The sequence below is a fragment of the Alkalihalobacillus phoenicis genome (genome assembly GCF_047302405.1).
Taxonomy (GTDB): Bacteria; Bacillota; Bacilli; order Bacillales; family Bacillaceae_D; genus Alkalihalobacillus.
Map to the genome: position 1 here is coordinate 3,305,528 of NZ_CP154853.1, position 12,614 is coordinate 3,318,141.

Below are 12,614 nucleotides of genomic sequence, written 5' to 3' on the forward strand. Positions count from 1 at the left end.
ACTTATTAAGAAGGAGTAGTAAATGATTTCTTAGCAATACTAACTGGTCTATTCTTATGGTAATAATTTTACTTTAAATGGTTTAAAATCAACTGAATTTAAAGATCGGCCTCTAAATTCCCACTCAATCATTTCTCCACTTTCATACAAACAGGCTCCTCCTCCATCAGTTGGAAGTAATAAATAAGGAGTAATTGTTAATTCTTTCACTGCTGAATCAATAGGGTCAAACTTCTTATTACTTGTAAATACCATACGGTTGTCGAAAAGTTCCCCTTTCCCTCCACCTGAATGACTTAAGATCTCATTTTCATTTTGATCAACTATTAAAAATTCTATATTACCCGCCCTGCTCCATTAATATAATAAGAATCACATTAAATAAACAAAAAAGAGAGGGCGTATGTGAGCAACAAAGTTCAGCACACCCCCTACCTCTTTTTATTACAAAAGCCATCAGAAAATCCGTAAAAATCAATTATTTTGGTTGAAAGATTAGCTGAGAAACTATTTACCCTTGTACACCGTCTTTCGAATCCCATAAGCCTTGCAACTTCCTAATATAAAGAATCTGCCCCGTATGGTATGTCGTATGAATCGTAAGGTAAGCAAGATCAGATGCCATGTCATCAAGTTTATTAGCTTCAGCTTCCTCGACGACATTTTGCCATTCAGTCGTAATATTTTCTATCCGCTTAACCGTATCATTCCAAGTTAAACCTTCTGCATTTCTAAAAGTATTCGACTCCACATTCCTTTCGTTTGGTATGTCTTTAAACCGATTTAAATAACGTTGATTATAGAAGATTAAGTGATTCACTATTTCAAAAATAGAATTCGTTGTTTCACTCGGTTTCCAACTTGCTTGTTCTTCTGTAAGATCATCTATTGAGTGGAGTAATGATACAAACCAAGTGTTTTCATGACAAGCATTTAACTGTGCTAATAAAATATCTTTAACATTCATCTTCATCTTTTTTCCTCCCTCGTTATTTAAACAATATTCCTCTTTCTACTTACTCTTGCAAGTATTCAACACTAATCGAATATGTCCTTCTTTTTAACAAACTTCCCCTTTTCTAGCATATAAAAAAAGCACCTTTAAGATAAGAAATGCCTTTTTGATTACTAGAAAGAATTCAGTTTTGAAGTAGAGAAAAATCTTACGACAATGTAAAATCAACCATCCAGAGCTCTACCGTCGTTTCATAGCCAAGACTTTTATAGACATGAACAGCAGGGAGATTCTCTGAGAACACACCTAAGTAGACATCTGCGGAAAGTTGCTTCCCTAAATAGGTAAGTTGGCTCGTCAGGCTCTTAGCCAATCCTTTTCCCCTATAATCTAGTCTAGTGATAATGTTTCCTAGCTCGACAAGCTCGCGATCATAAAAATGAAAACCACCTACAGCTATGAATTCATTCCCATCCTTGATCCCAAGGAAAGGACACCGTTCTAGTTCACTCCTCGTAAAAAATCTCATCCCTCCGCCTTGTAAAAAATCTAGCACCTCAGAAAACTCTTTCTCTTTCACAAGTTCAACTTTATTAGATTCGAGCAATTTTGATTGGTCGACGTGTTTCATTGTTAAAAAACGTTGTGGTTCCCCAACAATGAGACCAAAAGACTGAAATAGCTGAAAGTCACGTTGAGATAAGATGGTACCACAAATTACATTTTGCTCAAGCTGAAAAGTAGCTCTTGTAAAAGCGATCAGTTCTGGCAAAAAGACTTCCTTTTCGCTCATATGATAAAAAGAAAAAGCTGGAAAGGAGAGCTCACTTAGATAGGCTAAAACAGCCGTCAATTGATTATCTATATATTGACCAACAAATTGGGCACTTTCCTTTCGTTGCGTTAAGTAACTATAAAAAAGCAAATGCTGGTCCTTATCCATTTGCTCCATTAATTGATTTCTAGTTTTTTGTGTAAGCAGGCGGTGTGTGAGCATTTAACTATATCCTTTCGTTCAGTTAGTAAAAAATCAAAAACCTTGAATTAAAGCATTTTATAACCTCAATCTCGAAGCACTTCGATCACTTTGTTGGAGGTGAAAATTGCTAGCACTAAGGATGTGAAAAAAACGAGCAAACTCCCCACAAGGACTCCTATTGAAGAATTTATCGGCAAGTGGCTCCAAACAAAAATAAATAACTAAAAAGACTGCTCTTAACAAATAAAGAACGATATTTTGCAATAATTGCCCCCCTTTTTTACAACAAACAAAGAAAAATTTTCCTTTTTAACAAGTGAATATCCAACTTAAATAGTCATATTTTATTAAAGTATATTATACCAAAAACAGGAAATGCTAGGGACTTAAAAATGAAAGAGGACGGCTAAAAAACTCTGTGCCCCTTTCATTGCGGCTCTTTGATTCCCTTTGCGACTTTTATTTGATAGCTTTCGGATTCATTGCTGTGCTTTGATTCCCTTTGCGGCTTTTATTTGATAGCTTTCGGACTCATTGACGTCCTATGATTCCCTTTCCGGCTTTTATTCAATGGCTTCCGGCTTCATTGACGTCCTATGATTCCCGAAGCGGCTTTTATTCAATGGCTTCCGGCTTCATTGACGTCCTATGATTCCCGAAGCGGCTTTTATTCAATGGCTTCGGTATTCATTGCAGCTCTTTGATTCCCTTTGCGGCTCTGATTCAATGGCTTCGGGGTTCATTGCTGGCCTTTGATTCCCTTTCCGGCTTTTATTCGATGGCTTCCGGCTTCATTGGCACCCTATGATTCCCTTTCCGGCTTTTATTCAATGGCTTCTGGCTTCATTGCAGCTCTTTGATTCCCTTTTCTCCATTAAATTGCTAGCTTCCGGCTTCATTGGCACGCTCTGATTCCCTTTGCGACTTTAATTCAATGGCTTCCGGCTTCATTCAACATCTTTGCTCCCCCTTCCTCCAGAACACAAAATAACCCTGCAAGTTCTCCTTACAGGGCCATTATTTTCTACTAGTCCAAGTTTATGTGTTATGTGTTATGCCTTATACCTATAATTGCAGCGATATATATTTCACTTCTAAATATTCTTCAATTCCCCAGTGCCCGCCTTCACGTCCGAGTCCACTTTCTTTCATTCCTCCAAATGGAGCTTGTGCAACAGAGGGTAAGCCATCATTTAAGCCGACAATTCCATATTCCAATGCTTCGGAAATCTTAAAAGCCTCAGAGAGATCTTTTGTAAAAACGTAAGCTGCTAGCCCAAAAGGAGTCTCATTCGCCCGACGAATCACATCGTCAATTGAAGCAAAGGTAGCAATTGGGGCAAGTGGTCCAAATGTTTCTTCCTGCATGCAGAGCATATCATCATTCGCTCCTACAACAAGGGCTGGTGCTTGGAAATAGCCTTTTTCCTCTTTTACATCAGCACCATATAAAACATTGGCCCCCTTCTCTTTGGCATCGGCAATATGTTTCGTTACTTTTGAAAGGGCCTCAACGTTAATTAACGGTCCAATATCTGTGCCCTCTTCTAATCCGTTTCCAACTTTTAACTTCTTCACTTCAGCTACCATAGCCTCAACAAAAACATCATGAATCGATTCATCTACATAAACTCGGTTCGCACAGACACAAGTTTGCCCAGCATTGCGGTATTTCGAAGCCATTAACCCATCGACTGCTTGAGCAATATCAGCGTTTTTGGTCACAATAAAAGGGGCTTGACCTCCTAACTCAAGGGATAACTTCTTCACTGTATGAGCCGCTTGTTCCATGAGTAGTTTTCCGACACGAGTCGAGCCCGTAAATGATACTTTACGAATTCTCTCATCCTCCATCCACTGTTTTCCAATTGCTACAGCATCACCTGTAATGAGATTAATAACCCCTTTAGGAATCCCAGCTTCTTGTGCAAGTTCCACAAGCCGATACGCTGTAAATGGGGTAAATTCAGACGGTTTTACAACAGCCGTACAACCAGCAGCAAGTGCTGGCCCCAATTTACGCGTTAACATCGCAGCTGGAAAATTCCAAGGTGTAATCGCTGCGATAACCCCTATCGGCTGTTTTTGAACGAAAATCCGTTTATTTGGTGAACTAGCTGGAACCGTTTCCCCGTAAATACGCTTGCCTTCTTCTGCATACCAAGACAGAAAACTGTTCGCATAACGTACTTCTCCGATTGCTTCAGTAAGTGGTTTTCCTTGTTCTTTTGTCATCAAAGTGCCAATCTCTTTTTCTTCTTGTTGAATTAAATGATGCCATTTTTGTAACAGCTCACCACGTTCTGCCTCCGTTTTTATTCTCCAGCTTTCAAGGGCTGAGGCTGCGGCATCGACCGCAAGCCTCGCTTCCTCTGCCCCTGCATTGGCAATCGTTCCAATGATTTGTTCTGTCGCTGGATTGATAACATCGAGCGTACTCTTTGTTTCTATCCTTTTATTATCAATAAACAATGCTTGGTGCATCAGCTAGCTCCCCTTTTCTTTTCATCTTCAAAACTTTTGCTATAAAAAAGACTTTCTAAGCAGACTTCCCTTTCTTCATCATACTAGAGATTGTTCTTTCCGTTTTATTAACTATTCTATGATAATTCTCCAAATGTTTATATACACTCAATAAGGTTAATAAAATGGCAATCAGTATACTGTATGTTCCATAATCAAATAAAACTGTCGTAATGATAAAGGCAGCATACATAGCGATAACCCCGACTACTAAATAATCACTTATCAAAGTTATCAGCACTAACGTTATAATACCGATTACAGCGAGCTTCCAATCAATAGCCAGTAATACACCAACCATAGAAGCAGTCCCTTTGCCACCACTAAATTTCATCGTTACTGGATAAATATGACCAATTACGACAATAAAACCAACGAAATAAACGAGCGTATTCATTGATTCCTTTGTAAGCCCATAATGACTTCCAATAATTTGAATCGTAACGACAGGGATAACCGCTTTCAAAATATCAATCAGGGCGACAATAATGCCATATTTCCAGCCTAATAGTATCGTCGTATTAGAGGCACCTGCATTTTTAACCCCAGCATTTTTTATATCCACTTTTTTCATTTTCCCAACCATTTGCGAACCATGTAAACACCCAAAAAGATAACTAATGATTACTGCCAAGAGGACGTATGCCATCTATCATTCTCCTTATAAACACCTTTGGTTGAAATCTCTGTTTCTTGACTGACAATTATTTATTAGTCCTTTTGAAAAATTCGGATTGAATTGTTGGCAATATTATTCTTAATAAATGCCTCAAAACGAATAAGACTCACTCACTTACACGACAGGAGTCGCTATACCATTTACGTAGTTGATTAATGTGAGCTTGGTGATACCTACTATGGTCTGCTATATGCCAAATCCCCCATTGGACAGTTGCTTCATTTCCTTTTTTATATTTCACTATTTGATTGAGATGTTCATCTTTTAACTGGTAACATAATGATTTAATCATACTGATGACCTCATCATATTCATTCAGAAGCACAGTCAAAGAGGGAGCTTTAAGTTCAGGTAATTGGTTATTTCCATCTAACATTGGTCCATATTTCTCTTCAAGTTTAATAGGAATAACCTCTCCCTTTATTCTAAACACCCATCTAAGATCGACGTAAGCTAAATGTCTTAGCAGTTGAGCGGTACTGTTGAAATTCTGGTTAGGTCCTTTATATTCTAACTCCTCTTGAGACATACCGGCGACAATCGATTTTAAACGTTGATAATTTCCGTCTACCATTGAGTAAAGTCTACCGATAACCGCATCCATTTCAGATTCGCCTTTTAAATCTAAAATCATGCAATCACTCCTCCTGTGTCAACTATATAAAACATATTTAAATCTCTTCTTGCTACCCTCGTTACTAAAACTAGCTATTCCATAAGGACAACTTCATCCCCTACTTGAATGACACCTGTTTTAATGACCGAAGCATAAACACCAAAATGATTATTTCTTTCTTTTACAACCGTTTTTAATATAGACGAATCTCGTTTGGCATCCTCAGGATTAACCGTAATAATCATACATCGTTCACAATGCCTTTTTATTTGAATTTCAACTTCACAGCCAATTTTTATTCGTTTACCAAACCATTTTTCTTCTATAAAGGGTTCTTTATCTTTCAATGTAAGAAGTAAATTAGGGCGAAAGCGACGAAAATCTAGTTCTGTTTTATCTGTTAATTCTTTTAGTCTATCTAATGAAGTGTCGGTTACTAACTGAATATGCTCTTCTTCAATTGCCCCCAAAGGTATATGCAACGGTGTAAATATAGACTGCGAGACTTTTCGTTGTGATTTAGTTTCTATTTCTTTGATTAATTCTTCATCCCTCCAATTCAGAACCTTGCCTTCTGGTGTGATGATTTCAACTTTAGGATATTTGTCCATAGTCTCTTCCCCAACAAACCTCGCTTTATATCGAGCCATTTCTGGAAATTGAGTGATCGTTAAAAACTTCCCTCGTCTCATTTCATCTATAAAAGCATGGCTACGATCTCCATATAACCCATACTCCATGATCTTCGTTTTCTGTACTGTTTCACCATAAAAAGACTTCACAGGATGACGAATCAGTTCTTTGATATGTCCAATTAACATAAAAATTACTCCTCATTATAAAAATTCTGATTTTTTTGTAATTAATTTCAAGATAACTCATTTAATTATCAACTAGCAAGAGATATTTTCTCGTCTTATTCGGGTTTCCTATACACGACAAATACTCCATTTAATTCACTCCAAGGATACTTGGCACTTTTCCGATTCAAAGCGCGCTCAAATCAAGTTTGTCGTAAAAGGCCCCACTAATCACCGGTTAATAAGAAACTTTATTCCTTTCAAAACTACTCATGACATTAAAAAGGCGTTCCTTCTTTAATAAAGGAACACCCACCAGTTTTGAAAGCAAAATATAAGATTTCACCCTTCCTTACTTGGGTTATACGCCCTTACGGCGGGCTTTATGTAATTACGACCGGCTCTCTCGCCGCTTATTCAGCTTTACGACGGGCTTTATGTAATTGTGACTGGCTCTCTCGTCGCAATTCACCTCAAAAAAATAGCCACTCCTGTCACACAGCACTCCGCTTTTTAAATAGTTATACTTTTATCGTGACAGGTAGTGTAACTGTGAATATGGTTCCATTTTCGATACTGCTCTCTATATCGATAGTGCCGCCATGATTTCCGATAATCTGATAGCAAACCATTAACCCTATACCTGTTCCTTGTTCTTTTGTCGTATAAAAAGGTTCTCCAATCTTATTAATTAATTCTTCTGAGATTCCACACCCTTGATCAATGACTTGAACTTGAATCGTTTCTTTTATTTGAGCGGCCTTAATGACAATTTTCCCGGGACTGTCCATTGCTTCAATGGCATTTTTGATTAAATTGATAAAGACTTGCTTAATCTTTGTCTCCTCACAATAGATAGATAGTTGCTTATCATGACTCTCAAAGACTAATTCAATGCTTTTCATATTCGCCTCAGAGGTAAGCAATACCTTAATTTCCTCGATGATTTGAACAAGATTATGATTTTTTCGGTTCTCAGAATGTGGTTTCGCTAACGTTAATAATTCAGCCGATATTTGTTCAATTCGAGAAAGCTCATCTTCTATGATGGTGTAATACATCTCTTTTTCGACTCCAGCATTCTTTAACATATGAAAAAAGCCTTTAATCGAAGTAAGTGGATTACGTAATTCATGGGCAATACTTGCTGCAAGCTCTCCTGCTATTTGCAATTTTTCAGAGCGAATGAGCATATTTTCATTTTCTTTCTCTTGTGTCATATCGACAAATGCATGAAGAATAGCTGGCTTCTTTTCAAATAAAATATCGATAGATTTAACCAAATAGTATTTCCTTTCACCATTCATATGTATAAATTGTTGCTCTTGTATTTCCCTGGTTGTGGAATCAATTAAATTAAAATCAAATTGTTCAAAAAATGGCTTTAAAGTCGTTTTTATTTCCTTAACTGTCTGATTTTCATGAATATGTAAAGCCTCTTCAACTATTTCATTCACAAATAGAATATGATTTTCATTTCTAATAATAATCGGGATTGGTAATTCTTTAATTAAGGTACGAAGCTTTAATTCACTTCCCTTAATGACTTCATTTGTTGATTTAATTAATTGATTCTCAAAAACCAAGTCTTTATTTTTCTTTTGAAGCTCTTGGTTTCGCACTTCTATTCTCTGAATTCTCTCAATCTCTTCAATAGAAATAGAGGCATGATGTTTTTTATTATAAAAAGGGGATAGATTATAATCATTATCTAATAAAAGGTGTGTGTGCGTTTTCAATAATTCATTTTGTACATAGGCAGGAGTAAATAAACCATTAAATAAACAAACAGAGATAATTTTTTGTTCACTAATAAATTCATCACAATTACATTCGTAGTTTATTAACGTTTCTACAAAATCCTTATCAGGAAATGGAATATGTCCCCATGTCCGGATATAATAGCCTTGGTCCAAGTATGGTTGGACTAGACTAATTAAACTTTGACCAGCTCTTGTGTAATTAAACCATTTTCCGTCTAAATAAAACTCACGGTTATTTAGATAAATAATCAAATTACACTCTTTTTCAGTAAACTCCTTAGCTGCAAGTTGAGCCTTTATTAAATCCATGACTTCATCGGATTCTTTAATGAAAACAATGGATCCTTCCTCTATACCTTCCTCGATAAAGCTAACGGCATTTTCTATATATTTATCCATTTCATTAAACATATACAAAATATGCCCTCCCTTATTAAGCAGAGAAAGATGATTTGTCAATTGACTAATTGGACTCCTATCAGCCATACTCCATTCACCTTCTTTCCTTTTTATAAAAAGTCGTAACAATGTATTAGCTTTTAATTATATAACCTCTTTCATAATTTTAGAAACATTTACATATGAGAGAGCCTAAAGTATGTAGAACTTGTCGAGCACTTTTAAATCAAAGCAACAGTGAAACCCTAATCTCTTAGCCTCTGGCATGTTTAACCTCTATTTCCTTTCGCATTCTCAAACCAAGACACTCATGTATTCTTTTCATTTTAAAAAGGCTATTCCTAGTTGACAAAACAACTCGAATAGCCTTTTAATATTTTTAGAACACTTTATTCATCTACCTTGTAATCAGCTTCAATATAAAACTTGACTTTGTCCCCCATTAAATAGTAATTGGAGTAATGAACAGGTGAATAGTCAGCACCAAAAATTACTTTTTTCACCAAGATGACCACAGAAGTTTTATTGACCCCTAAATATTCACAAATCTCTGGAGTCGGATGAACATATTCAATTTCTTTGTGTACTTTTGTAAATTCAATCCCATATTCATTTCTAATTAATTCAAAGGTCGAAATATTATCAATCAAATGAGGTTCTATCCCTGGGAATATGTCGGCAGGAAAATAAGCAAAGTCTACACTAAATGGACCATCTGCATCAGTCACTATACGTGTGAGTTCAAGAAAATCGGTATATTGAAACGAGAAAGCTTTAGCAATGTCAGTCTCATTTTGTATCCATTTCTTAGACAAAACTTCCTTTTCTATATTATTTTCTATTGTCGATAGACCTTCAGTGAAGCCTTTCAAATTTAACAAATGCAGATCTTTTTTGGAAGCCTTGACAAAAGTTCCTTTCCCCCTTATCACTTCAATGATACCTTCATTAATTAATTCTTTGATGGCTCTCCGGATTGTAATTCGACTGACATTGAAAAACTCACACAATTCGGATTCATTCGGAAGTTTATGACCAGATTTCAAATTATTTTTTTTTATCATTTCCCGTATTCCAGCTTTTATTTCTTCATATAGAAGAATTGGACTGTCAACATTCATTCCATCTTGTTTTTCCATAGTAACTCCCCCATTTCATTCTGATTTGATTATTAATTTAACTGTACATGAGGAGAAACTTTAAAACAAATGTTTAGGATTCCATCGGATAACCGAAACCACCGTAGATCATACACGTTCTTTCTGCAGACTCTGTGGCTTTTTCAATAGAAGCTTCCATTCCTAGGCCATTAATATAGTTCACTAAAAAACCACCAATCAAACTATCCCCAGCCCCCATTGTATCTAAAACAGAAATAGACTTCAGTTTTTGTTCATATACAGTCCCTTTATAAATGAATAAGGCAGGCAAACTGCCACGTGTTAGTACAACTACGTTAAAGCGGAACGGTTCCAATTCTTTGATAAATAAATCAATTTCTTTACCTGCTAATTCGGACGCTGAAAAGAAAGCAAATCGAATATAAGGAGCAACCGATGACACATATTCAAGATCTAGATTATTCGAGAAATCATAGGCTACATCGATGACATCCGATAGTTTTAAAAGTTCACTTTCCATCGAGGAATAGCAACTAATATGACAAATATCAAAATCAGATATAAAAGACAATTCTTCATTAGTGAGCTGGATTTTGAACTTGTGTTGTACTGTATCTTTTGGCCCTCCTATGAAAACTCTATCCCCTTCTTCTGTAAGTGATACTTGAGGTTGGCCACTAATTCCTTGTGCAGTACGAGACATCGCAAAATCAATGTTTTCTTGCGTTAATGCATACTTAATATGTTCAGCCTTATCATCCGTAGCGAAAATACCAATGTAAGCGACTTTTTCTGCACCGTTCTTCCGGGCATTCACGGCAACATTTACACAGTTTCCCCCTGGGTAGTATTTCTTCTGATCTAAATAACAATCCACTACATTGTCACCAATGGCAATCAATTTCATGTACAATCCTCCCCCTTATCCTTTTACTGATCCCTCTGAAAGTCCTCTTACTAGATAACGCTGCAGGAAAAACAGTAAAATAATCATAGGTAACGAAGCTATGACCATCCCTGCAAGTAAGACACCCCAATCAGTTCGAAGAGCATCCCGGAAATTCATCAGTCCTGAAGGAATCGTCTTCAATGCATCTGAATTAATGAAAACAGTAGCGAATAGAAATTCATTCCACGCAAAGTAAGCTGTCAAGACTACCGTGGTCATAATAATCGGAAGCGACAACGGCAGATAAATCTTCCTATAAATATTAAGTTCACTACAACCGTCAATAATAGCCGACTCCTCCAACTCCCGTGGAATGCTCAAGAAGTAAGCACGAATCAGGATGATGGTAAGTGGTAGACGATAGGCAACATACGAGAATATTAGTGCCCAATGTGTGTTGATTAAATTTACAGCTGTCAGCATTTCGAACAGTGGAATCAATGCAACTTGCGGATTCATCATAAGGCCACCGATTGTAAATAACAACACTATGTCAATCCATCGTGACCGGTATCGAGACAACGTAAAAGCTGCCATAGAACCGAACAACACGACAAGGACAATCGTAACTCCTGTGACAAACAAGCTATTGATAAAATATCCAGAGATACCATTCGACCATGCAGACATGTAATTTTCAAAATGCCAGACAGATGGAAGACCCCATACATCATTGTAAATTTCATTGTAGCTTTTAAAAGATGATATCATCATCCAGAACAAAGGATACAAAATGATAAAAGCAAGTAAGAACAACCCTAAAATAACCAAATTTTTAGATATTTTTGTACGTATATTCACTTTCCCAACTGGTTTGTGCTGTTTTACGATTTTATTACGGTATTCTAAGTATACACTTCTTACATCTACTTTGGACATGTCAATCATCCTTTCCTGTTCCAGACACTCGTATCTGGATTATAGCGAGCAAAGCAGTAAAGACAAAAATTAAGGTAGCAATTGCTGAAGCATAACCCATATTATCTTTTACGAATCCTTGCTGGTACATGTGTACGGCCATCGTCATCGAACTGACTCCCGGTCCGCCATTTGTCAGAATGTAAGGTTCATTAAAGACCAGCATAGATCCTGTGACCGTGATGAGAACATTAACGAACATTGTCTCCTTTACTTGCGGTATTGTTACATTGAAAAATTTTTTTATTTTTCCGGCACCATCAATATCAGCCGCTTCATATAAGTCTTTTGGAATTTTCTGTATAGCAACAATAAACAACATTGTAATAAATCCAATACTTTGCCACTGTGACATGGCAATGACGGCGTAAATGGCTGTAGTTGCATTTCCTAACCAAGGAACCGTTAAAGCTTCAAGACCAATCAATTCTAAAAAGCTATTTAATAACCCCATCTGAGGGTTGTATATAAAATTAAATAGTAAAGCGATGACAGAAACCGATATCATCACCGGAATAAAGTAAATCACCCGAAGTGCAGGTGCGATTTTTCGAAATAACTTGTCTTCAAGAACAGATGCAAGTATCAATGCAAAGAAAACTTGGAATAAGACGGAAATAACGGCATATTTAATATTGTTTAAAAGTGAGCTCATCACTACTTTGTCTTTAAACAAATTTTCAAAGGTTGTGAATCCGATGAATTCTTTCGATTGAGAAAACGCACTGAAATCAAAGAAACTGTTGTAAAAATTTTGGACGAGCGGAATATAAATAAAAATACCTAACAGCAAGAGACTAGGCAACAGGAACAGTGTAGGAATAACTTTCCTTGAATTCATACATACACCTCTTTCATTTTAAATAAGTCCTAATATTCAGGGGAACATTAGGACTTATTACTATGCATTAG

General features: G+C 36.5%; 12 protein-coding genes. All 12 read right to left on the reverse strand.

Annotation, left to right across the window (positions count from 1 at the left end; genetic code table 11):
- Nucleotides 1–54 precede the first annotated feature (54 nt).
- The 12 genes from AA0017_RS15575 to AA0017_RS15630 all read right to left on the reverse strand — a co-directional run bounded on the left by AA0017_RS15575 (nucleotide 55) and on the right by AA0017_RS15630 (nucleotide 12,543).
- On the reverse strand, nucleotides 55–339 hold the full coding sequence (locus AA0017_RS15575) for a DUF5643 domain-containing protein (RefSeq protein ID WP_413382625.1): 285 nt from the start codon (nucleotides 337–339) through the stop codon (nucleotides 55–57).
- A 172-nt stretch (nucleotides 340–511) separates the two neighbouring features.
- Nucleotides 512–973: a DinB family protein gene (locus AA0017_RS15580; protein ID WP_413375894.1), complete on the reverse strand. Its 462-nt coding sequence runs from the start codon at nucleotides 971–973 to the stop codon at nucleotides 512–514.
- Between the two features lie 190 nt (nucleotides 974–1,163).
- The gene (locus AA0017_RS15585; protein WP_413375896.1) at nucleotides 1,164–1,952 is read right to left on the reverse strand and encodes a GNAT family N-acetyltransferase; all 789 of its coding nucleotides are present in this window, start codon (nucleotides 1,950–1,952) and stop codon (nucleotides 1,164–1,166) included.
- A 1,047-nt stretch (nucleotides 1,953–2,999) separates the two neighbouring features.
- Nucleotides 3,000–4,418 (reverse strand): NAD-dependent succinate-semialdehyde dehydrogenase, encoded by a 1,419-nt coding sequence (locus AA0017_RS15590; protein ID WP_413375898.1) that lies wholly within the window; start codon nucleotides 4,416–4,418, stop codon nucleotides 3,000–3,002.
- Nucleotides 4,419–4,473: 55 nt separating this feature from the next.
- Entirely contained in the window at nucleotides 4,474–5,106 is a 633-nt protein-coding gene (locus AA0017_RS15595; RefSeq protein WP_413375900.1) for a glycerol-3-phosphate acyltransferase, read from the reverse strand.
- Between the two features lie 136 nt (nucleotides 5,107–5,242).
- Nucleotides 5,243–5,770, reverse strand: coding sequence for a DinB family protein (locus AA0017_RS15600; RefSeq protein WP_413375902.1), 528 nt, complete (start codon nucleotides 5,768–5,770; stop codon nucleotides 5,243–5,245).
- Between the two features lie 74 nt (nucleotides 5,771–5,844).
- Entirely contained in the window at nucleotides 5,845–6,573 is a 729-nt protein-coding gene (locus AA0017_RS15605; protein WP_413375904.1) for an MOSC domain-containing protein, read from the reverse strand.
- A gap of 500 nt (nucleotides 6,574–7,073) precedes the next feature.
- Nucleotides 7,074–8,801: an ATP-binding protein gene (locus tag AA0017_RS15610; RefSeq protein ID WP_413375906.1), complete on the reverse strand. Its 1,728-nt coding sequence runs from the start codon at nucleotides 8,799–8,801 to the stop codon at nucleotides 7,074–7,076.
- 302 nt (nucleotides 8,802–9,103) lie between these two features.
- Nucleotides 9,104–9,853 carry a GntR family transcriptional regulator gene (locus AA0017_RS15615; protein ID WP_413375907.1) on the reverse strand — a complete coding sequence of 250 codons (750 nt, stop codon included), beginning with the start codon at nucleotides 9,851–9,853 and terminating at the stop codon, nucleotides 9,104–9,106.
- 73 nt (nucleotides 9,854–9,926) lie between these two features.
- Nucleotides 9,927–10,742, reverse strand: coding sequence for a PfkB family carbohydrate kinase (locus AA0017_RS15620; RefSeq protein WP_413382628.1), 816 nt, complete (start codon nucleotides 10,740–10,742; stop codon nucleotides 9,927–9,929).
- A 15-nt stretch (nucleotides 10,743–10,757) separates the two neighbouring features.
- Nucleotides 10,758–11,663, reverse strand: coding sequence for a carbohydrate ABC transporter permease (locus tag AA0017_RS15625; protein WP_413375909.1), 906 nt, complete (start codon nucleotides 11,661–11,663; stop codon nucleotides 10,758–10,760).
- A 1-nt stretch (nucleotide 11,664) separates the two neighbouring features.
- The gene (locus AA0017_RS15630; RefSeq protein ID WP_413375911.1) at nucleotides 11,665–12,543 is read right to left on the reverse strand and encodes a carbohydrate ABC transporter permease; all 879 of its coding nucleotides are present in this window, start codon (nucleotides 12,541–12,543) and stop codon (nucleotides 11,665–11,667) included.
- Nucleotides 12,544–12,614 lie beyond the last annotated feature (71 nt).

Excerpts from the sequence above, each read along its gene's own strand:
- AA0017_RS15580 (WP_413375894.1), bottom strand. The coding sequence starts at position 973 with ATGAAGATGAATGTTAAAGATATTTTATTAGCACAGTTAAATGCTTGT.
- AA0017_RS15585 (WP_413375896.1), bottom strand. The coding sequence starts at position 1,952 with ATGCTCACACACCGCCTGCTTACACAAAAAACTAGAAATCAATTAATG.
- AA0017_RS15590 (WP_413375898.1), bottom strand. The coding sequence starts at position 4,418 with ATGCACCAAGCATTGTTTATTGATAATAAAAGGATAGAAACAAAGAGT.
- AA0017_RS15595 (WP_413375900.1), bottom strand. The coding sequence starts at position 5,106 with ATGGCATACGTCCTCTTGGCAGTAATCATTAGTTATCTTTTTGGGTGT.
- AA0017_RS15600 (WP_413375902.1), bottom strand. The coding sequence starts at position 5,770 with ATGATTTTAGATTTAAAAGGCGAATCTGAAATGGATGCGGTTATCGGT.
- AA0017_RS15605 (WP_413375904.1), bottom strand. The coding sequence starts at position 6,573 with ATGTTAATTGGACATATCAAAGAACTGATTCGTCATCCTGTGAAGTCT.
- AA0017_RS15610 (WP_413375906.1), bottom strand. The coding sequence starts at position 8,801 with ATGGCTGATAGGAGTCCAATTAGTCAATTGACAAATCATCTTTCTCTG.
- AA0017_RS15615 (WP_413375907.1), bottom strand. The coding sequence starts at position 9,853 with ATGGAAAAACAAGATGGAATGAATGTTGACAGTCCAATTCTTCTATAT.
- AA0017_RS15620 (WP_413382628.1), bottom strand. The coding sequence starts at position 10,742 with ATGAAATTGATTGCCATTGGTGACAATGTAGTGGATTGTTATTTAGAT.
- AA0017_RS15625 (WP_413375909.1), bottom strand. The coding sequence starts at position 11,663 with ATGTCCAAAGTAGATGTAAGAAGTGTATACTTAGAATACCGTAATAAA.
- AA0017_RS15630 (WP_413375911.1), bottom strand. The coding sequence starts at position 12,543 with ATGAATTCAAGGAAAGTTATTCCTACACTGTTCCTGTTGCCTAGTCTC.